Genomic DNA, 21,886 nt, shown 5'->3' on the forward strand with positions numbered 1-21,886 from the left:
CTAATCTATGATATTTACTCTCTTGCTCGAACAGTCCAGCGTTATGAACCGGGAGTTGGAGACACGCTTGAAAAGAATCTCGCCGCATCCAATAGCTGCCGGCAGACCAAACTCAGCGGCCCTTATGGCCATGTGCGAGGCAACCCCGCCGTATTGCGTAATAAGTCCTGCTATACCATGTACGAATATCCAGTCGAAGCCCGGATCAGCATTTCTTATGGCAACTATCTTTCCTTTTATGTTTTTACCCCATGTTGCGTGTTCCTCAAGAAGGATCACCTCGCCGCTGACCGTTTTAGAAGTAACAAAATTTGGTTTGCATTCAAGCAGCTCGAAGCTGTCTGAATCACCCGGCGTGCGGATGAGGTGGGGAAGCTTTATCGACTGATTGAGTTCGTACCTCTTTTTCTCGAATGAAATAAGTCGCCTAAGCTTGCTGGATATGGCGCTATGCCGGCTGTTATTGGTCCAGTTCAATATATCGTGTATAGAAAGGTGGGATAACTGGTCTTTGTCCAGTCCCCAGTAGCTATTAAGTTTGGTGATCCACTCCAATGCAAGATTTACATTCTTGGTAAATTCGAACTTCGCAAATTCTCTTCCGCTGACCGCAGCGAAAATAAATTCCCGAAGCTGCGAAGGAGTGCATTTCATCCCGTTTTCATTGAGCATGTCTTCTATTTGGGAGAATTTTGTTTCCAGCAATTCCCATGCAGAAGATACCGCCTTCAGGCAGTTTCCGGAAGAGCGTTTGCCTATAGCCGGATTCAAATAAACATGTGCGGCCTCACGGTAATTGGGTGAAAGGATGTCATATGTTCCCGGCCGCAGGTGTCCGTACTTTCCAAGAAATTCCTCCCTGGACATACTGCCATTCAGCGTTAATTCCAGTGCATCTGCTATCTCGGTGGCGATAGTGGGAATATGCAAACAAGCTTCATATTCCTCCTCCGTAAGCACTTCCTTGTTCTTCAAAGAGCGGAGGATTGCAAGCGCAATAAATCCATACCTGGCCAGAATACTGAATGGCAGGGTCCCATACCGGGAGCAGTCGTCCAATAATTGTTTAATCCTTGCCGGCATGGCTACCCTGCTGTCAGATGCCCCGATAAGGAGCACCCGCCTTCTCTCCATTTCCTTCAGGGCGTCCAGTTGCCGGCCGATCGGCATTATTTCACCTTTTATTATCCTATCCGTCTGTATAAGCAATGCCCGTTTAAGCTCTTCAATCTCTGACGCCGCAAGTCCCATTGAAAACAGGCGCCTGGAGTGTTCATCGAAGTCAAATGTAAAGCAGGTAACAGCAACTTCAAATTCTATTTTGTCGTGATATTCCGGGTTTTCAGCCAGATAACCGAGGTAACCATTAACGCATTTCTCTGCCGTCGCCCCGCTCACTTCGGCGGGGATGAAAGAGTTAAAGCTGACCCTCAGATCTATATATGGCTGCCCTGAAACCACAATCATAAGAGGAGACGGATAGGTATCCCTGTAACCTATCAATTTTCTAGCCTCTCCCCACACCCTGTCCGTAATCAGGTAATGGTAAAGCGAGATCGCCAGCAACCGTGGATGGGTGCCGATCATCTCCGCCGGGTTCCAGTCTGACATGTTGCTCAGAAGAGATGATTTGCCAAGCAGGTTTGTACTTAATTGAAAGGCCTCGGCCACAATCCTCTTTGCTTCCGTTATTTCAAAATCAAAATCATCGTCCGTAGGAATAAAATGCCGGCGCTTGGCGGCAATAGGCCGCACTTGCAGTACATATATACGACCGCTTTCATGCATGGCAAACTCAATGTCCAGTGAGTCATAACCAACCAGTGTTTCCACTTCCCTTGCCATTTCTATAACTGACAAAAGCCTTTCATCGAGAGCGGAGAGGTCTCCTTTCTTATAGGCTAAAACGGTTTTAAGACCGTCGCTTGTGCCCGCAGTAACGGTGTCTGTTCGTTCCGTAACATGATAATTGATCACGTAATAGGGAGCACGTGTTTCAATGTCCCTTGTAAAAAGAACCCCACACATCACAGTAGAATCAACAAAAGGCTGTATCAGCACCTGGTTGCCATCCTCCTCGGCGCCGTTTTCTCTGTAACTTGCTATGACCTTCTCGACGGCCTGCTTAATGTGCCGGGTAGAACCCGCATCAACATCAAGCACGCTTTTAAAACGTCCGGCGTTGGATGCCAACCATGCATCTTCCACCAAAGCGGAGCTCCTTACGACCAGTCGTTCAGTCTTTAAATGTGATCCAATTTTTTCTAAGACGGGCCCTTGCGCCGTCTGCCATTCCCTGACAGTGAATCTTACCTGGTCGAGAATCACGGCTGTTTTTAATAAAGGCTGTAAACGCTCAAGAGTTTGCGCCTTGCTCCCCAGAACAAAGCGGGCCAGTTCTCCGGGCCGGGTTAAAGAGGACCAATAGCCGGTAAGATCGACAAGCTGTACATCCACACCAGCTTCCAGCAGTTCCCGGACGAGGTCATGCAATTCAAGTGTCAGGTCCTTTTTTGTCAGCTCTTTAGCCTTATCAATCAGCGCTCCTGCACCGACATATGAGCATTTAATTAGTCCGGCGAATCTTATCTTTTTTCCCGCCTTATTGGGATAAAACAATACATGTTCGGTTAACTCCCCCGTCCCTCCCTCTGTTACAGGCTCGATACCAAATACAAGATCGGCCCTTTCTTTCAACAATGCCTTGACCGCTTTTGGACGGAATACACTCCTGCCGTCAATTACCAACCCGCCTTTTCGTACAAGATATTCCGCATCAAGCAGAGCCTTGAGAGTCCCTTCCTTCTCCCAGTTAGAGTGAAAATGGTAATGCAGGTCCGGATATTGCTGAACCACCTTTTCCATGTGGTAGCCGCCTATGTATGTTATGGAAGATATCCCTTCTTTCTTTAAGGCGGCAATGTTCCAATCCAGCGCCGATTCATTGCTGCGTATCTTTTTAAGCGAAGTTGGATAACTCTTTTTTGAGTCCAGGAAGCGTACGCCGTAAGAGGAGTCAATTATTATCGTATTGATCATTGCTGCATCAGGGGCAAACGATAGCGGGTTGCCAACAGTCTAACCATTTACAAGACTTTTTGATGTCCGATAGATGCCCTGCATGGTTTTGAAAACGTTTAACCTTATAAATATTAACAGCAAAAATTCCCGCATGGGGAGATGCTTTAAGGTGTGGATATTCGCTTTTGGATATTTCCAGTAAAAGAATGGTCGAAATTGCGAAAGCGCATAGCTAAGGCAATCGATTTCCTTCTTATCCAGACTATCTTTATGTGATCCTATAGGCTCTCTGGAGATACCGTTAAATTTAATGTTTTGCTGTGAATTTCCTGACCACGGTATGCCATAGCTTGTTGGTGTTTTTAAAGAATCGTGGAAAGATATTTTTAGAAAGTCACATATCTTTTTAATATTTTCTTCCTGGCCTTCCAGCAAGTCTTCAAACCGAATGATCATTATCCTTTGGGGATTTCTTTTCTTCAACCATACAATTTTTCTACTTGATTCAAGCCACTCGTTACAGAACGAAACGGCCGTAACGACACCGCCTTTCTTCTTCATTTTTTTCCGGTACGAGGCGAAATTATCATAAGGGTCCCGCACTAAGTGTATAGCTTTTGCATTGGGATACCATTTGAAAAAAAGATCCAGATAAAGCTCGTTGCCATGGGTCTTTTCAATCCACATCTTCGGTTTTGTGCCTTTAAACCGGGACTTCTCATAAAAGCTCTTTAATAAACTCAATTGCAGGCTTTTTGCCGATTCTCCATCCCAATTCTCCTTAATACTATGACTAAACGCTTCAAAATCAAAATCGTTATAGTCACGATCCCCGCCTGCTAGAGATGCTCTTTTATGATGAAGACTGTAGATACCTGTTTCCGGCCCGGATGTTAAAAATTTTTCTATATTGAAATCATTTACAAACAAACCGTCACGTCTTATTATAGCCCGAAGGTTTGTTTCAACAGGCATAACAAGAAGTTCAGGATGGCCATCTAAAATGTTCCTCAAAAGAGTTGTTCCGGATGTAGCATGGCCGGTAATAAAAACAGGGTGGTCTAAAAATCCATACTCTGACATCATGCTTCAATTCAGCCCTGCTGATTTTCCATCGGCAACGCTTTCTATTAACTTTGCAACCCGCAAACCTGCCTTCCCATCGTTAAACGGGTTGTACTTCAGTTGCAATTCGTTTCTCTGTTTTGATTTTTCCTTTGGATGTTTCAGCGCATTTTTTATAAGCTCAACGAGATTTGACGGGGATGAAGCTATATCGGGCGCTCCTGTGGCCATCATCGGCTGATAGCAGGGATATTCAAGCTCATGCCTTCCAAACTCATCCTGCTCGCTGCCTTTCAGACCTGTCCACTCGTATATAGGCCAGATGATCGGCTTATCAAAATATACGGAGTCAAGTGTAATTGTTGATGCGTAGTTGATTATCACGTCGCTGTGCTTCAAAAGGTTTCCAAGGTGGTAAAGAGAGGACGGATCGTTCTTCCATCTGTGATCCGGCCTTATACTTGGAAAGCACGAGCTATCGGGCACATCGTATATAACATCGGGTATCGGCCCAAGAGTATGACAGTACTGAAGCCTTGTAAGACCATGTATTTCACGGATAATCAATTGTGCTTTTTCCGCAAATCCTCCGTTCTGAATAGTCTCAATAATTGATCTGATGTTTTCGCTTTCCTTGTAGTTTGAATATTTGCCGCCCCTCGATATATACGTGATGACTTTTTTTGAAGGATCCGCCCCGATGCTTTTTAAAAACGCCGAACGTTCCATAAGCCAGTCATCGTTAAGGAGGTAATCATGTTGTGGAATGCCTACCGTAAGCACGCTTTCCTCTTTTAACTGAGGATAAAGATAGAGCATCTCGCTTCTCATGATTTCATTCCAGACAGTAATATAATCGGCGGGTTCCAGTATTCTCCCTTTCGCTGTAAGGTTATCCCAGCTATGTATCATGCTTATGGTCGGAATGCGGCGATGTTTTGCGTTAATGACCAACTGCACATCGCCGTCAACGAAGGGGTGTGATGAAAACAAGGCTGAGGGCTTATATTCGTCTATCATATTTTGGTAGTAGGGGCTGATGTAAATCTTGCGGACGTAATCAACAGCCCGGCGGTTTAAGAAGGGAAACAGGATAAATATTTTTCCGAAAATGCGATTGAAAAGTTCATCACGTTTGTTAAACTTGTCTTTCAAAATCAGGTTCAGGGGAACTCCGTGAAAAGACTTCCCGTTGTAAAAGTAGTAGCGGTCTCCATAACGATAAATTCTGAAAATCAGCTTATTAAGCAAGCTTTTTTTAATTTCAAACACCGATGGTTTAATAACAACGTTTTCTCTTTTAAACTCTTTGTTAAACTCAGGATCATCTGCCATGCTTGAGAAAATAACAGTCCTGAACCTGGATGCAAGGTAGTCATAGAAGGGATTGCGGAGGAAGTTCCGGGCAGACATAGGATACGGTAACGAAAGAAATATAGTTTTCTGCCCGGACATCACCGTCGCCCTTTTGTGTCAATGGTCTGCGCCTTTACGCGACAGTCAAACCTGTTGTCCGCACATCTCATTCCGCTCACCCCTTATTTCCTCGCACGAAATCCATGAACCTTTCTTTCACTTGCACAGGGCTCAGGTTTGGTCTGCCAAGGTCGGAAGCCGCTCCGCTTTTGACTTTCACATGGACGATGTGAGGCCCGGGTGACGCGCACGCCCTTTTGATCTCTTTCTCCAGTTCCTCTCTCTCATAAACTGTTACCGCCGATGCAAAACCGCATGCTATCGCTATTTCAGGAAAATTTACGGAGCCGGACAAGGTCTGCTGGCCACCGGTAGATTCGTATGCCTCATTATCCAGCAAGAAGTGAATGTAATTGGAGGGAGCAAAATGACCTATTGAAACCCACGACTCCAGGCGCATAAGCGCCGCTCCATCACCGTCAAGAACGGCGACTCTTTTTCCCGGCTGATACATGGCAAGCCCGAGTCCGATGCTGGACGCGCATCCCATTGAGCCCACAATGTACATCTGGTTAGGGAGGTCATGCATCGCAAATAGCTCTCTTGATATCTTTCCCGTGGTAGAAACAACCATGGTCTGCATCCCCAGAAGCCCCGTGATTATCTCAATCGCTCCCGCACGGCGCAATCTGAGATCACCTCTTTTAGCACACGGGATCAGTTTCCCCCTGTAAAGGCGCTTGCCCTCATTTTTTGCAGTCTCTACTTTTTCAACCGAGTCCTTACGCATTATGAAAGAGTAGGGGAGACCGCTTTTTTCCATTGTATCCAGCGCGGCATCTATGCCCTTTTCAATGTTTTCTTCCTTGTCTGGAAAGAAATCGTTTTTCACTTTCATTATGTCCAGCATATCAACCGTTATTTTTCCCATTAGCTCATGTTGTGGTTCATCCTTTATCCCGGTTTCTCCACGCAGGGTTATAATCATCAAAATAGGAATCCGATAAACGTAATTCAGAGAGGTTAACGGGCTCACACAATTCCCCAGCCCGGAGTTCTGCATCATTACAACCGGGCGCTTTCCGGCAAGATAGGCGCCGGTTGCCACGGCAACCGCTTCTCCCTCATTGTTTACCGGGAGATATTCCAACTTTTCCGATTTAATAGCATAATTGATCAACGGTTTTATAAAGGAGCAGGGAACACCAATAAACGGATTTTGCCCTTTTGAATTAAGGAGTTCTAAAAAATTACCAGCCCTAATCAATGTAAGGCCTCCATAGGCATCGTTATCCCCATCTGTCCAAGAGTCTCCTCAAGTGCATTCAAAAAATTAATCACATCACCTTTATCTATTGCGCCCATGTTTGCAATTCTGAATGTATCCATTTTGCTTATTTTCCCGGGATAAATCGTAAAGCCACGTTGATAGAGCATATCGTGGAGTTTTTCAAAACTAAAATAAGGGCTTGCAGGGAAATAGACAGTGGTCAGTATCCGCGACTGCAGGCCTTCAGGCAACAAAAACCTGAAGCCTAACTTACGCAAGCCGTCTGTAAGGGTATGCCAGTTTTCCGAATATCGTCTATGGCGAAAAATTCCCCCCCCTTCTTCGAAATACTCTTTTAATGCCTGTCTGAGTGCATATACCAACTGTACGGGGGGTGTAAAGGTCATCTCTCTTTTTTCTTCCCAGTAGCGGTACTGCCGGTAAAGATTCAGGTAAAAAGAACGCGGCGGTATCTCTGAGAGTTTATCCAGCGGTTCTTTTCTGGCGATCACGAAAGAAAGGCCCGCCATTCCTTGAATACACTTGTTTGATGTTGACATTATGTAGTCAATTTCATGCCTTTTGACATCAATCGGGATCCCTGCATAAGAGCTTATGGCGTCAATGATAACCTCGCGTCCCAGCCTTTTTGCGATAGCGCAGACGTCTTCCAGCGGGTTGAGCATCCCGGTAGAGGTCTCATGGTGAACCATCGCTACGTGCGTAACATCTTTGTTTTCAATCAATACTTTTTCCAGCAAAAGCAGGTCCGGCGGGTCAGTCCACCTGAAAGACAGCTCAAGAAAACCTATGCCATACGCTTCGGCTATTTTCACCATCCGCTCGCCGTATGCTCCGTTGTTGATAATCAATACTCTCTTCCCCGGTTTTATTGTGGAGTTGATCGTCGCGTCCATGACGGCAGTACCCGAGCCCGAGAAAAGCACGCAAGCGTATCTTTCGTCAGCGCCTACAACTTCCAAAAGGCCACGCCGAACTTCCTCCATAATTATGGAAAAATCTTTTTCGCGGGGGCAGATATCCGGCACAACCAATGACAGCTTCACGCTGTCTGTGGTAGTGGCAGGTCCGGGATTAAGAAGTATGTTCCGTTTTATGTTTAACCCCATGGGATGATGCTCCTTTTTTTTCTGCGGCAAGGCCTTGCGCCGTTAGTACATCTTCGGGAAAATCTATCTCTACCCACTTAAGACCATCAACTGCTACATATGATATCGGGCACACATCAAACATCTCTGAAAACAAGAATTCATAACCGATATTCCTTTCTCCCTCTTCCACTTTCCGTTCCAAAAGGGAAGACATTTTGTCGGCAACTGCTGCAGAGAGCCGGGTGAATCCGACCATTTCGCCTAGGACGGTAAAATTTCCTTTTAGACCCCTTGCCTGTGCCACCGCCCTGTCTCCGTCAAAACCTACCATCACCGCTTCGCCATCGTTTATTGAAGTGGTATCAAGCAGAAAGAAATCCTTCTTAGGTGAAGAAAATATCATGTCTAATATCTCCTCCACAAAATACACATCGGCATCCATTATCAACACATCATCGTTTAGCTCTTTTCTTGCGTGCCAAAGGGAGAGTATGCTTCCTTCCTCAAAATCAGGATTTACCACTATCTTGACCCTATCCCCAAAACCTGACTCTTTAACCTCCGTTTCCAATTTTTCATGCTTATATCCCGCCACGAGAATTATATCCCTTACATTAAAGGCATCAAGAACCCTCATATAGCGTCTAAGCAAGGTCTCTCCATCGATTTGTAAAAGACATTTAGGCTCGTTTGTATATTGCCCTAACCGCTTTCCTACACCGGCAGCCAGAATAATTGCTTTCATATCCCGCCTATAACCTTCGTAAAATTCTATCTAACCCAAACTGATACATGGAATCTGAACCTGGCGTTGCCGTATTTTTCCTCTGGCCATTCAAGGATCGCGGCCCTCAAACCATACGATTTGAAGAAATCCGTAAAAAATCCCTTCGTGAAATAGAGATGGCTAAAATCCCCTTCAGATCCTGTCCGGTAGTTCTTCCCATCGCTCTCCGCCAGGGACTTGCGCCTTCCCTCGCTCTCTTCTTTTTTTTCCATGTCCGGCACATCGGATATCAGAAGCCCTCCTCCCTTTTTAAGAACACGCAGCATCTCTGCCATAACTTCCTTTGCGTAATCTTCGTGAGGAAAGTAGTGAAAAACCCCGTGCGATAATACCCTTGAAAAAGAGCCGTCGGGAAATGGTATTGAAGAGGCTTCTGAAACTTTTATCTCGGCATCCGGTACGGCTTTTTGGGCAATGCTGACAAGCGGAGCGGAGTAATCTATTCCCGCCAGATTCAGGTTCATGGCAGAAAGAGGCAACAGCATTGCGCCGGAACCACAGCCAACTTCAAGCAGTGAATCGGCTTCATAGAGTTTCAAGCTGGCCTTAATATTCTCAACTCGTTCCGTCCACATCTTCTCATCCATCTTTCCTGCCCCACCATCAAAGCCGTCAGCAGTGATCAGCTCGGAAAGGGTGATGCCTTTAGCTTCCCGCCCCTTTCTTTCCCAGACGTTTTTCCAGCTTTCAAACCTTTTTTCCCTTTTCATCTCTCCTTATCCTTTTACAGAATTCCTGATTTTATATAACCGTGCCGGGCAAAAATGCCTTTTTGTTTCTGAGGATAAATACGATTTTTTCTACTAATAGTTTCTCCAAAATAAAAAATGTTCCTATAAGCAGAAAAATATTTACCAGTCCGAAAAAAGGACCTACAACAAAAAACAGTATCGCGATATCTGCCATGTCCAAAGTAAGGTATGAGACTTTATACTTATTTGTAATCGCCTTGAATTTACCGGCGAATATCTCGAGAAAGCCCACAAGTTTCTCACCCCGAGCTGATTTATCCACTGCGACCTCTTTATTACTGTTAACCATAGCCTCTCTAAATAATATGCTCTCGTAGCTTACAAACAGGTATAAAAAGGGAAGCAACATCCCTACAACCAGCCATAATTCACGATTAACAATCACATACTGGCTGTAAATCAAGGCCGCAAGGCACAAGAAATCACCCGCAGCATCAGCAAGATAATCATAATATTTTCCCATCGGAGATTCTTCTCCCCTGACACGCGCAACCTTTCCATCCACATCATCAAGCGTAATGCTTATAAGGTAGGCAAGGGCGCCAAGAATCAGGTAATTCCTTAGCCCAAAATAGAAAAAGAGCGAGGCGCACAATTTAAGAATGAAATGTATTAAAGTTATTTTGTTGGGGGTTAATCTTGTGTAATTAACCACAAACCATGCAATCCTTACGGCCAGGAAATCAACTAAGATAAGTCCGCCGATGTAGTTATAATTTCCCCTTCGGCATCTTTTGATATCTTCAATTGTATATGACGCCATAAGTTATCGCAGTATTTTGTATTCTATCATATCTGTTTAGAAACCGGTTTTTTCGCCAAGACATAAAACAATCTATCCCCAATATAATTTAGTTTGTACTGGGGAATCCTTTTTTTCTTTTCAATGCGAAAGAGGTGCGTGATTGACTCAATCATTCTAATAAAATTAGGATCTTTTGATTCGGGTGTATGGCTTTCAAACATGAGATACCCGTCTTCCTTTAATATTCCATGAATCCTTTCCATGTGCTCTATAAAGGAAAGATTCAGGTTCTTATCCCCGGTCTGATGGTTGGCGAGCGAAAAAACTAAATCGTATTTTTTATCAAGCTTCATTTTGCTGAAATCATCGATTACAAAATTTACATTTTTAATGCCAAGAACCCTCTGCACTTCCCTTCCCATATTCACAATAAACGGGTTAAAATCCACGGCATCCACATGCCTTACCTTCAGAGCGATTTTCAGCGCTAAAAAACCGCTGTTACATCCTATGTCCAGGGCATATTTCCCCGGCGACAGGTAGTTATCTATTTCGTACTCTTTTAGCCGCTTATTCGTTTCCCGGAATCCCCGGATGCCTATATCACTCCATCCCTGATAGTAATACCCTCCGGCATAAATGTGACTTCCCCAACCCCTTCCTTGAGACTCCAGATGCCCTTTGAGTTTTTGGTGCAACGGAATCATTTTCCGCTTAAACAAAGATACGTCCAAGGAATCTCTTGTCCTTAGAAGGGGTATCAGTATCTTGTTGCGGTGTCTTTTCATAAAAAGAGTGTATCTATTGTTAATTGCCCTATGAATTCTTCGCAATAAAACTTCCTTATCTGCCTGAAGCAAGCATAAAAGGAATTTCAAAAATCCCAGTTCACGGATTAATTTACCCGCCGGCTTTTCGCCATTTAAAAACGCATTGAATTCAGACACAGCCATTTATCTATTTAATCAGCAAACATGCAAGCTTGTAGTTTTCAAATGAGTGTAGTTCCATCCACCCGGAATTCACTTCAATACACGCCACAGGATGGCCCAGGTCAATAATCTCCTGCAGCAGGTCCGCCAGGCCTGCCCTCTCAAATACAGGGGCCTCATGGAAAGGTTTTCCCGCATATTTTTTAGCAGAGACATCGTAAATTCCCCTGAATATTTTGGCTCCCTTTTTTGAAAGCACCAGCAGACCGGGAAATTCAAAATGTGCCTGATCCCTGTCAATCTTCATGCCTATTTGCTTCACCCTTTTTACGGAGGCTTCGTGTAATTTACGTTTAGCCTTTACCGGTGCGCTATCGGTGATTACAAGATCCAGAAGCTTGTCTTGTGCATAATCCTTGGAGTCGTAGCCGGAATCCGCAAGAATTGTAATATCCTCCGGGCTTTTTAAAAGGAGTTCCAGTATCACGTTCTCAAAGTAGATGTCGCCGTAGGAAATTACCGCTTTTGAGTCCATGTGTTTTCCTGCCTGCATGACGGAATGAAGAATGCCCGTATTTTTATAGTCTGTGTTCTCAAGAAGCCTTACGCCATCCACATCTATTAGTTCTCTTTTGTAACCGGTTACCACAAATATCTCGGAGATTTCTGATTTGTGCAGTGTTTCAGCCTGCCTTTGTAAAAGCGGCTTGCCATTTATGTCGAGCATGGAGATCGGTATTTCGGAAGCAATCTTGTTCATGGAATGTTCTTCCAGATGATCTCCCGCCGCCGCTATAACCGCAATTGTCTTTTCCCTGTCACCATGGAGAAACTGTTTTTCATCCTCCTTCATTTTCGGCATGCCTTGAAGCTCGAATATGTACTTCATTGTAGTAATCTTTCCCTCAACGCTCTTTGTAGAACCCGTTCTCAGAATCTCGCCATATATGGACTCGATTGCCTTCACGGAGGCCCTTATGCCATGGTTTGCATAGACCACGACACTTATCCCGGAATCTGCAAGCTCTTCGGCGCTTACTTCATAATAGGATGTCGGAACAACTACCAGCGGCAACCGATTTCCCCAGCGGCGTGCGAATTCTAATACCTCATCCGGCGTTTTTTTCTTGGAATGTATCAATATTGCATCCGCGCCTGCTTCATGGTATGCCTTTGCCCTCATGAGCGCCTCGTCCATTCCGTAGCCTGCTATTAATGCCTCCACCCTGGCAACTACCATAAAGTCCGGGTCTGTCTGCGCACTCTTGGCAGCCATTATTTTTCCAACAAATTCCGCAACAGACGCGAGTTCCTGCTTTCCTGGGATAAAACTGTTTGTTTTCGGAAATTTCTTATCCTCTATACATATTGCAGCGATACCTGCCGCCTCATATTTCTTAACCATATAGATAACATTGTTGGAATTTCCATATCCCGTATCACAGTCCGCCATAACAGGTATGGCAACTGCATCATTTATCTCGCAGGTCCTCTCCAGGTATTGACTCATTGTCAATATGTTTGCATCCGGCACACAATATGAGGTAGAAATTTCCAGTCCCGATGCCCATATCCCATCAAAGCCCTGGTTTTCACCGAGCTTGGCGGTCAATCCATCATGCGCCCCGATAAGGCGGACAATTCTTTTTTGTAATATCAGATCGCGTAAAAGTTTTGTTTTTTTCATATCTTGTGTTTCTCTATAAAGTTCTATGGTTTTATTAAAATCAGATTTCTTTACTGATCTCTAAGGTAGTGTTACATTTCAGAATTACCGTAACGGTCAGTCTGGCAACCAACGCTTTTGTTATAATTGCAAGCTCTCCTTGATCCTGAACTTCTTACTTACGTCAGAGAAAAATCTTTTGTAATGCAGATAATCAGACCCATCAAGTAACACCAGTTTTTTAAGATTTATATCAGATTCTTTCGCAAAGATTAAAGCCAAAATAAGTGTAGAAGCGGTGTATGTTATTGTTGAAGATATGGCCGCCCCCCGGATCCCCAAACGGGGAATCAGTAGCAGGTTAAGAGCAACATTCAGGACAACACTTGATGCGTAAATGTAATTGATCATCCCTACCCTGGCCTTGCCAATAAAATAGTGGTTCAATGATATGCCTGCCCCCATTGCCACGATCCCGGGTAAAAGAATCTTAAGCGAAGAAAGCAAGGGCAGAAAATCCTTCCCGTAGAAAATTTCCACGGCGACTGGAGCCAAAAAGTAGACAAACAATCCTACCACCGCCATAAGCCAAAGTGTATTACGAAAAGCTGTAGCTGTTAGGCCTTTCCCATATTTGTCTTCTCCTGAGGCGACCCTTGGCAGGACCAGGATATCAGTTGCATTCAGTAACCATATCTTCTGACCAAAACCTGCTGCCAGACTGTAAAAGGCAACCTGAGGCGGAGTTAAAAAATAAGCAATTATCCACAAGTCTATTCTGTAGTGAAGGGAGCTGATAACATTTCTGAGATATACTTTACACCCATAGCTCAGAAGAGAGCGGAAATGAACAACCTTTGATGATACAGAGGGAAATCTTCCCGTTGTAAGCCTGAATTTCCATAATGTGTATAAGGCTGCAAATATATTTATTAAAGAGTGCCCTAAAATGACCGCTCCTATGTCCAGAGAAGTGGTCAAGAATAAGATAATTCCTGTAATGCCCGGAAGAACACCGTTAATAAACCTTATTCTGTTTATTGTATGAATATCTTCTTTTGCTACAAAAATATAGGTAAAGTAATTAATTATGAAACGCGGGGGGAGGGTCACAAGTATGGCAAGAAAATACCAGGTGGCCACCCCATGCTCTTTTATAAAAGTGGTTATAAAAAGGTCACTATACGCATAAAATAGCAGTGTCGGGATGCTTCCGATTATAAATGATGCAATCAATAAGACAGCGGCGGCATCCCTTATATCCATCTCCTTCTTTGATATCTTATAGACCGAGGCTACCCCCATGCCTAAGCGTCCGAACGTCTCAAAGAATTGCGGAATGAGCATAATAATGGCTATGATTCCGAGCTTGGTAGGCCCCAAAAGCCTTGCAAGCATGATATTTGCCAGCATCCCTATCAGAAGTACAAATATCCTGTTAGAAACGATGGAAACGTATTTATTTGCGGAAGTCATCAGTTTTTAGATATCTTGCGAAGCGGCTCTATAGAGCCAGGCCTGATACGCCGGGGGCAATCGCCAATGGCAAAGTACCTTAATGTCCCTTGCCGGAGGCCGGGATTACCCTGCTGTCCTTTCCTTATATTTCTTTTGTATATATCCGGCGTCAAAATCAATTTCCCCTTTTTCCAGAAGATATTCTGCAAATCTGAAATCGACAGGATGGTCTATATTAATCTGGAAATCTTCATCCATTATGAAAGGGAGGCACTTTTCGCCATACAGATCCCCTGTTTTAAACAGGACCTCTTTTCTTACAGCATAGACCTGACCGTTCCGCCAATATACCTCCGGCAAGTCCTGTCTCCGCGTAAAATCCTTAACATTCAGGTATGGCCTTAAAAACCCGTCCTCAATCTTCCTTACCCAATGGGGATTTACATAATGAGGGGCTTTCATCACCGAGACAACGGAATCAACGCCCTTTTCAAGAAGAAGCTCTATGCATGCATCTATTGTCTTATACGTCCTGAACGGCGTTGTCGGTTGCAGTAGTACCACTACATCCGTTTTAAAACCGCTACATTTTTCGATCGCCTCAACCGCATGAATAAGACATGGCGGCGATGCAGCACTGTCGGATGCGAGTTCGGAAGGCCGCAGGATTATTTCACATTCCAGACTTGATGACAATTCAAGTATTTCCCTGTCTTCTGAAGAGAGTATCAGCCTTGTTAATCTGCGCGAACGTTGCGCCTCTATAATCGTATATGCTACAAGGGGTACGTTCGCAAGCGGTTTCATATTCTTTCTTTTCACGCCCTTAGACCCGCCCCTCGCAAGGATAACACCCAAAACGTTCATTTCTTTTCCCATGCCCTGCAGATCAAAAAAATCCCTTCCTTGACCGGTTCATCGTAAATAGGATGGAAAGAAATATTCTTAAAGTATGTCTTCAAAAAATACTCCACGCTTTTAGCAGTGTAATGAGTGACGTGGTTGAACCAGTCCCAGCGGTGTCTTCCCTCTTCCACATACTTTTTTGCCGGATACCGGTTTGGAACCGAAAAGACCACGCTTCCATTTCTTTTAAGAAATGCCAGGATCTTTTCTATAAGATTCTTATGTATGGAGTGGGGAATGTGTTCAAAGGTTTCGGTCATGTAGACGGCATCAAAGGATTCGGGTTCGAATTCGCATTCTTCTATCGGTGAGTTAATAAAACTGATGTTCTTTTGTATTTCGGCGGGCAGGTAATTTCTTAATTGTTCAGCTTCCTCGAATAGGTGTGGTACAATTTCCACACCAGTTATTATCTTTCCGTTTTCCGCCAGCTTTGTGGTAATAATGCCGCAACTGCATCCCACATCAAGACACCGCTTGCCCGTCGGTATCGAAAGCAGGGTTTCTATTCTTTGAGGAACATCTCTCGACGACCGGGATAGAATGGGATCGTGTGTTACATCCTTGCCCCAGTAGTCGCCGAGGTTGTCCTTGTACTTTATTGCCTGCTTCATTTGTTCTTCGGTTGAATAATAGAAAGATTCCTTGTCTAAGTACTCATAATATTTGGGTAAATCATCCGCAGAAGAAAGACGCACCGCCTCTTTCTCGGTTATCATAAAGGGGAAGCAGTCATGCTTGGCAAGCTCGAAATCATCAAACCCCTCAGTTATAATCAGTGCAGGGACCGCAGCTCCCGATGGCGCGTGCGTCACCAGATATGTAGCCTCTGTTTCTCTGAACCGCCGCAACCCTTCAGGAATCGTTTTCAGATTGAAAAAGGGGTAGCTCAAATCAACTGCCGCTTTTAATATGCCTCTGGAATCGCGTAAAAAGCCAAGATTGCCATCGGGGCTCTCCCACTCTACGCCGCGGTCAATGACATTGACAACCGCAGCCGGAAGCGCATCGCGTATTTCTCTGATACGCTTTTCATGGAAACCGTCAATGCCGAGAATCTCATCAACAGTCCTTTGATGGTAAATATCAACTATAATATTTTGCATGGATACCTTCAAATTCCTTCGCCCAGCAGGCCACGGTAACACTCGTATGTATTCAGCTCTTCTTTCGAGAAAGATTCCGGGTCTTCCCCTTTGATTTTTTCAAAAAACACCGCGTAATCCGCTAGTTCCCTCAGTTCCACCGGATCACATGCAAGGTGATGGCTTCTGCCCTTCATTTTCTTGTCCAGTGTAAAATGTTTTTCGATCATTACCGCTCCCATCGCAATGGCAGCCTTGGGCACATCGACCCCAAGAGTATGGTCGCTGAATCCCACATTGGGTGTTAATGTCCTAAGCCAATTCATCCGCATAAGCCTGACTTTTTCAGGCGGCGTGGGGTAAAGGGTGGTGCAGTGCAATAGAGTGAATCTGCATCCGTTTTTGGTCTTGAGCATGTCTACCGTTTTTTTGATCTCGTCCCGCGGAACACTGCCGGTTGAGAGGATCAGGTGACTGAAATTATCCGCAAGTTTGCCGACCATCTGCCTGCTTACCATGTCATAACTGGCCACTTTTATATTTTTCAGGCCGAGGGACCGCAGAAAATCTATCCGCCCGATGTCGAAGCATGTCGTATAAAATGTTATTCCAGCCTTCCTGCACTCTTCCATCAATTCAAAATGCGCTTCGTCTGAAAGGTTGACACTCATGAACCTTTCCTTATCCGGATGGTTATCCCGCACATTTGAACCCAGATACGACTGAAACTTTATCACGTCCGCACCTGCCTCTTTTGCAGCATGGATCATTTCTCTGGCAATACCGATATCCCCATTATGGTTCGAAGCCGCTTCAGCAACTATCACCGCTTTCATTTTTCCTCCAGCATATATCCGCTTCTTTTGCAACCGCCTAAAATAGACCTTATGTTGTGGAAGGCCGTCATCGCATGCTCGGTCATATTTTTCTCATCGAAAAGGAAATCCTGTGCATTCGCGGAACATAACTTGACCTGACGCCCAAGGTTTCGACCGTTATGGTCTTTTTCACCGTCCTCAAACCGGAATTCAGACAGGTCCACATCCGTATATACGGGGATAACAGCGTTAATCTCAAACCGTGAGCCTATACTCACCCATCCTTCAAACCGGCTCTCTTTTTCTTCCCAGCATATTGTGAGGGTGTCCAGGCACTCTCTGCCGAATTCCTCCTTAAATTTTTCCGGGTTAAAGAGCTGCCAACCCGGCACGATCTTATCACATTTGTAAACCACTACTTCTTCCCAGAGTTCGCGAACCATGAGGTCGGGTTCCAGTATCTCTTCCGTCGAGTCAAAGCGCCCGGTCGGGATGGTAAATTTACCAGGGTTTGTCGGCGCACTACCGGAACGCTTTATTAGAGGGAACTGACCGTATCGGTCGAACAAAACCCCCCCGCCGCCTGCAAAAAAAACAGGTATAAACTCCTTGCAGCCCTGTTTTGAATCCTTATTGAATACGGTCCATCTTTCCAGATCATTGAGATACGATGATATCTCCCAATATTTACCAAACTCCGCGATAGCTAAACGGTAGTGTCTGTCCGTTATCTTCTCCAGATACCCCTTTGCAGCCCACCATTCACCTATAAACAGTCCTCCCAAGGCGTCCACAGGAGAAGACTCCTCCCCCAACAATATTTTCCTCTTTAATTCCTGTTTTTTGTATATAGCAACTTAACTAATTGCGCATAGTTTTCTCAGAGCGCTGTTGCCGGAAGATCATTCCTCGAATTTGGTTTCGATGGCCGTAGCGATGCTATTCAGCGATGGAAAATATTCGCTATGAGTGCAGCGCCTATGTATCAACTTCCAGACCCGTTCGATAGGATTGAAGGCCGGACTATAGGGCGACCCGGGCGGTCGGCGCGGATTCAGGGCAGGTTACACCTTGTGCGGCCAGAAGGACGGCATGGAGCCGATGGTCGTAGCGCGTCTCTTGAGATCGATGAATTTCGTCTTGAAGCGCAAGTATCATAGTTTCCGGATCTGAGATGGCCGGTGTTTTCATGAAAACATAGTAATACAAACCAGCATGATACGTAATTACTTATGACATTATTAGTGAACAGCTTGGGGAAACGGAAATGAATTTTATCCACATAGTTCACGTATCTTTTTTCCTATGTACCGTATCTTCTCCGGTTCAAGCATTGTATAAAAGGGCAATAGAATACCGGATCGGGCGAAAAGCTCCGAATTCGGCATTCCACCGCCTCTGGGAAAATTCCTGTAAGGAGGCATTTTGTGCAACGGGTAGAAAAGCGGACGCGTATCAATATTTCTCTTTTTCAGTTCCACTATCAGCTCATCACGGCTAATATCCAGTATATTTTCATCTATAAATACTGGGAAAAGCCAGTCGGCAATCTCGCCGGGGCTTTCATACCGGAATTCCAATCCGGATATTCCCTGAAGTTCTTCATAGTATACAAAGCGCAGCGATTTTCTTTTTTCAAGGATCTCATCTAATCTTTCAAGCTGGGCCACTCCAATGGCAGCGCTCAAATTTGTCAGACGGTAATTATATCCTATCATGTCGTGCCAATACGTTTTTAGAGGGTTCATCCCATGATCCCGCAAAATCCTCATCTTTTCATAAAGTCGCTGGTCATCGGTCACGCATATTCCACCTTCGCCCATCGTTATTATTTTGTTCCCGTAAAAGCTGAAACATCCGATCTCGCCTATTGATCCTACCCTCTTGCCGTTTATTGAGGCCCCATGCGCCTCCGCGCAATCTTCAACTACAAAACATGAATACTCTCCGGCTATTTCGAGGATATCACCCATTAAACATGGATACCCCAGGAGGTGTACGGGCATGATAGCCTTCGTTCTGTGAGAAATGACTTTTCTCACTTCCTTCGGATCAATGTTCCAATGGGATTCCATCGAATCCACGAAGACCGGCGTGGCTCCGGCGTGAATTACGGCGTTTGCACTGGCGGCAAACGTGAGGTTCGGAACAACAACCTCATCACCCTCTCCTATTCCAAGGGCGACAAGCGCCAGGTGCAGAGCCGTCGTACCGCTTGAGACCGCTACTGCGTATTTTGCGCCTAAAAACCCCGCAAACCCTTTTTCAAACAGCTCAATATATTTTCCCTTTGAGGATATCCAGCCGCTTTGAAGAGCATCCATGAGGTAACGCTCTTCATTCCCCTCAAAGGACGGCTCCATAACCGGAATCATTTTCATGGCAATATTCCTTGATTACTTATGAATTCTTCATACCCATTAATGCTGCGGATATCCTCCGTCTACAATAACAACGTTAAAGAACGGTCAAAATCTCCCTTAATTGAGACAAATCACTGATTACATAATCTGCAAACTCTCTATCCAAAGCGCTGTCCGGGTTGCCGTTCACTATACCCACACAAATAACGCCCAGCCTGCCCACAAGTCTCATATCCGCCTTCTCGTCACCTACGAACATGATCTGATCCGTCTTGAGTCCATATTTATTCTTAATATAGCTCATATGGGCTTTCCCCTTTATGAAATCACCGGAAGCGCCGAGCATTTCCTTAAAATATTTTTTTATATCAAGAAATACAGCTAACTCACATATCTCTTCCTTTACCGCCGAGCTCGAAACGAATAATTCAAAACCCCTTGCCGCAAGCCACTGCAGAAGTTCCCTATTCTTTTCATCGAACACCCTGTTTTCCTTATAAGAAGTGGTATTCCTCAAAGTAAATTCTGAACTGAGCCTGTTAAACTCCAGAAGACTCAACTCTCTGCCCATATTTTCTATTGCAATGAGATTGAAAAGTTCCTTTCTTGAAACACCTGAATATTTCCTGTAGCTCAATGAGACATTTTCTGCATCCGCATTGTATATTTCTTCGAACATTGATGCGGCATTATTTATCTTCAACGGCATAGTATTGACAATCGTCCCGTCCCAGTCAAATACTACAGCCTTAATTCTTGCCACTTAATCCCTCGTAAACAATACCTTCTACTCTTTCTATTTCCGCACAGGGAAATAAATGCCAGCAATCAAAAAGCAAGGCCGGTTTACTCATGAGATTAGTGAGGCCGAGAATATCCATGTCCAGATATGAACGGTGGTTGTTCATTATTAAAACGCAATCAGCTCCTTTAAAACCTTCCCTCAGACTGGCTCCCACAACTCCATTACTTTCTATAACCTCTTTACCGACTACCGGATCATAGCCGGTTAATCGCCATGTTGTCTTGTCCTTAATCAGATTTACAAGGTCTATAGCTGTTGAACCCCTTGTATCGGAGGTTTCAGGTTCCCCTTTGAAGGCAAATCCGATAATAAACACCTTTACGTCGTTAGCGTTATTTTTATACCTTTTCATGAAGGACTCCACCTTCCGAACAATGAACATAGGCATATATTCATTAATTTTTCTACTCATCAATGAGATCTCAGCCTTATGTTCGACCTTTTCTGCCGAGTGTGCATACAAGTAAGGGTCTTTCTTTAAACATACTCCCCCAACTCCCGGGCTTGGTACTGGAATAGGATTCCTCGGATAACCTTCGTTAGCCGCTTTAACTATATTCACCGCGTCAAGACCCCAGCGGTCACATATGAGGGCTAATTCATTAGCAAAGCCAAAAGAGAGATCTCTGAATGAATTATTAATCAGTTTTACCATCTCGGCAGCTTCCAATGAGGGCACCCTTACAACCGTATTATTGAAGTAAGAAAAAAAGTTTACCGACTCATCCAGACTTCTCTTATTCAGTCCCCCCATAACCTGAGGAATAGACCTCAGCTCTTCCAATGCGTTACCCTCTACTGTTCTTTCAGGGGCAAATGAAAGGTAAAAATCTTCATCGGCCTTTAATCCCGATGCTTCCTCAAGAATGGGAAGGACTAAATTACGGGTTGTTCCGACAGGAACGGTAGATCTCAATATCACAGTATCTCTTTTCTTCAACACCTTACCCACTTTCCTCGTCGCTTTTCTAAGCAAATCCAGATTCGGCTTCCGATTCTTACCTATTGGTGTGCTGACACTTAAAATATAAATATCCGCCTTCCCTTCCGTCAGGTCAGAGTCGGCTCTTAAATTCCCTCTAGCCACATGAAATTTCAGGAGCGACGGGAGGCCTTTTTCATAGAAGTGAGGTCTCCCTGTATTTATATGGTTAACGACCTCTTTATTTATATCATAACCGATTACCTTAAATCCGGCATCGGCCAAAACAATGGACAAGGTAAGACCCACAAAACCCAAACCGATAACACAAACCGTCTTATTTTTTACATCAGAGCCTTTCCACAACTCAAAAAAGTTTAAAACATCATCTACCCTTCCGTCCTTATCCACTATAATTACCTGATCAACCTTTACATCTCTGATCCTTCCGCTCGTTTCCACTTTCTTCGTCACCAATTCAATCATTTTCGTTTCGGAAAGATCTTTTGGCACTGTTATCGGGTCGTTAATCATAATATTTTCAACAGCAGAATCGATATCAACATCGTTTACCAGTGCCCGTCTTATATCCCCATCGGTTACTATACCCAAAAGTTTCTTGTTATTGTTAACCACTAGCGCAATGCCGGTTGGGGCTCCTCTTGATGCAGCTCCGGTAATTATCTTCATAGTCTCACGAATCGTATATTTAGATGAAATCATTATGGATTCTATCTTTTTATTCATCAGTCACCCTTAATCC

The 21,886-nt window shown here is 44.5% G+C and carries 19 protein-coding genes; all 19 read right to left on the reverse strand.

The genetic code is table 11. From position 1 onward, the window contains the following. Entirely contained in the window at nucleotides 1-3,039 is a 3,039-nt protein-coding gene (locus RDU59_01055; GenBank protein ID MDQ7837071.1) for a PEP-utilizing enzyme, read from the reverse strand. A 39-nt stretch (nucleotides 3,040-3,078) separates the two neighbouring features. Further along, on the reverse strand, nucleotides 3,079-4,107 hold the full coding sequence (locus RDU59_01060; protein MDQ7837072.1) for a sulfotransferase: 1,029 nt from the start codon (nucleotides 4,105-4,107) through the stop codon (nucleotides 3,079-3,081). Between the two features lie 3 nt (nucleotides 4,108-4,110). Further along, nucleotides 4,111-5,499 carry a CDP-glycerol glycerophosphotransferase family protein gene (locus RDU59_01065; protein ID MDQ7837073.1) on the reverse strand — a complete coding sequence of 463 codons (1,389 nt, stop codon included), beginning with the start codon at nucleotides 5,497-5,499 and terminating at the stop codon, nucleotides 4,111-4,113. A 118-nt stretch (nucleotides 5,500-5,617) separates the two neighbouring features. Further along, complete coding sequence (gene aepY, locus RDU59_01070) at nucleotides 5,618-6,769, reverse strand: phosphonopyruvate decarboxylase (protein ID MDQ7837074.1); 1,152 nt, start codon at nucleotides 6,767-6,769, stop codon at nucleotides 5,618-5,620. Further along, the gene (locus RDU59_01075) at nucleotides 6,766-7,902 is read right to left on the reverse strand and encodes a 2-aminoethylphosphonate--pyruvate transaminase (GenBank protein ID MDQ7837075.1); all 1,137 of its coding nucleotides are present in this window, start codon (nucleotides 7,900-7,902) and stop codon (nucleotides 6,766-6,768) included. Before RDU59_01075 ends, aepY begins: the two co-directional genes overlap by 4 nt. After that, nucleotides 7,868-8,629 carry a phosphocholine cytidylyltransferase family protein gene (locus RDU59_01080; GenBank protein MDQ7837076.1) on the reverse strand — a complete coding sequence of 254 codons (762 nt, stop codon included), beginning with the start codon at nucleotides 8,627-8,629 and terminating at the stop codon, nucleotides 7,868-7,870. Before RDU59_01080 ends, RDU59_01075 begins: the two co-directional genes overlap by 35 nt. A 26-nt stretch (nucleotides 8,630-8,655) precedes the next feature. Beyond that, nucleotides 8,656-9,381 carry a class I SAM-dependent methyltransferase gene (locus RDU59_01085; protein MDQ7837077.1) on the reverse strand — a complete coding sequence of 242 codons (726 nt, stop codon included), beginning with the start codon at nucleotides 9,379-9,381 and terminating at the stop codon, nucleotides 8,656-8,658. A 31-nt stretch (nucleotides 9,382-9,412) separates the two neighbouring features. Continuing rightward, nucleotides 9,413-10,186, reverse strand: coding sequence for a CDP-alcohol phosphatidyltransferase family protein (locus tag RDU59_01090; GenBank protein ID MDQ7837078.1), 774 nt, complete (start codon nucleotides 10,184-10,186; stop codon nucleotides 9,413-9,415). 26 nt (nucleotides 10,187-10,212) lie between these two features. Then, nucleotides 10,213-10,875 carry a methyltransferase domain-containing protein gene (locus RDU59_01095; GenBank protein ID MDQ7837079.1) on the reverse strand — a complete coding sequence of 221 codons (663 nt, stop codon included), beginning with the start codon at nucleotides 10,873-10,875 and terminating at the stop codon, nucleotides 10,213-10,215. A gap of 250 nt (nucleotides 10,876-11,125) precedes the next feature. Beyond that, the gene (gene aepX / locus RDU59_01100) at nucleotides 11,126-12,787 is read right to left on the reverse strand and encodes a phosphoenolpyruvate mutase (GenBank protein ID MDQ7837080.1); all 1,662 of its coding nucleotides are present in this window, start codon (nucleotides 12,785-12,787) and stop codon (nucleotides 11,126-11,128) included. 120 nt (nucleotides 12,788-12,907) lie between these two features. Next, nucleotides 12,908-14,242, reverse strand: a complete 1,335-nt coding sequence (locus RDU59_01105; protein MDQ7837081.1) for an oligosaccharide flippase family protein — start codon at nucleotides 14,240-14,242, stop codon at nucleotides 12,908-12,910. A gap of 105 nt (nucleotides 14,243-14,347) precedes the next feature. Further along, the gene (locus RDU59_01110; GenBank protein MDQ7837082.1) at nucleotides 14,348-15,091 is read right to left on the reverse strand and encodes an acylneuraminate cytidylyltransferase family protein; all 744 of its coding nucleotides are present in this window, start codon (nucleotides 15,089-15,091) and stop codon (nucleotides 14,348-14,350) included. Then, nucleotides 15,088-16,236 carry a class I SAM-dependent methyltransferase gene (locus RDU59_01115; protein MDQ7837083.1) on the reverse strand — a complete coding sequence of 383 codons (1,149 nt, stop codon included), beginning with the start codon at nucleotides 16,234-16,236 and terminating at the stop codon, nucleotides 15,088-15,090. Before RDU59_01115 ends, RDU59_01110 begins: the two co-directional genes overlap by 4 nt. 8 nt (nucleotides 16,237-16,244) lie before the next feature. Next, nucleotides 16,245-17,051, reverse strand: coding sequence for an N-acetylneuraminate synthase family protein (locus tag RDU59_01120; GenBank protein MDQ7837084.1), 807 nt, complete (start codon nucleotides 17,049-17,051; stop codon nucleotides 16,245-16,247). Then, nucleotides 17,048-17,827 carry a hypothetical protein gene (locus RDU59_01125; protein MDQ7837085.1) on the reverse strand — a complete coding sequence of 260 codons (780 nt, stop codon included), beginning with the start codon at nucleotides 17,825-17,827 and terminating at the stop codon, nucleotides 17,048-17,050. Before RDU59_01125 ends, RDU59_01120 begins: the two co-directional genes overlap by 4 nt. A 229-nt stretch (nucleotides 17,828-18,056) precedes the next feature. After that, on the reverse strand, nucleotides 18,057-18,242 hold the full coding sequence (locus RDU59_01130; GenBank protein ID MDQ7837086.1) for a hypothetical protein: 186 nt from the start codon (nucleotides 18,240-18,242) through the stop codon (nucleotides 18,057-18,059). 65 nt (nucleotides 18,243-18,307) lie between these two features. Then, entirely contained in the window at nucleotides 18,308-19,414 is a 1,107-nt protein-coding gene (locus RDU59_01135; protein MDQ7837087.1) for a DegT/DnrJ/EryC1/StrS family aminotransferase, read from the reverse strand. Nucleotides 19,415-19,490: 76 nt separating this feature from the next. Next, nucleotides 19,491-20,159 carry an HAD family hydrolase gene (locus RDU59_01140; GenBank protein ID MDQ7837088.1) on the reverse strand — a complete coding sequence of 223 codons (669 nt, stop codon included), beginning with the start codon at nucleotides 20,157-20,159 and terminating at the stop codon, nucleotides 19,491-19,493. Continuing rightward, the gene (locus RDU59_01145; GenBank protein ID MDQ7837089.1) at nucleotides 20,146-21,870 is read right to left on the reverse strand and encodes a nucleotide sugar dehydrogenase; all 1,725 of its coding nucleotides are present in this window, start codon (nucleotides 21,868-21,870) and stop codon (nucleotides 20,146-20,148) included. Before RDU59_01145 ends, RDU59_01140 begins: the two co-directional genes overlap by 14 nt. Between the last annotated feature and the right edge of the window lie 16 nt (nucleotides 21,871-21,886).

The sequence above is a fragment of the Thermodesulfobacteriota bacterium genome (assembly GCA_031082315.1).
Taxonomy (GTDB): Bacteria; Desulfobacterota; QYQD01; order QYQD01; family QYQD01; genus QYQD01.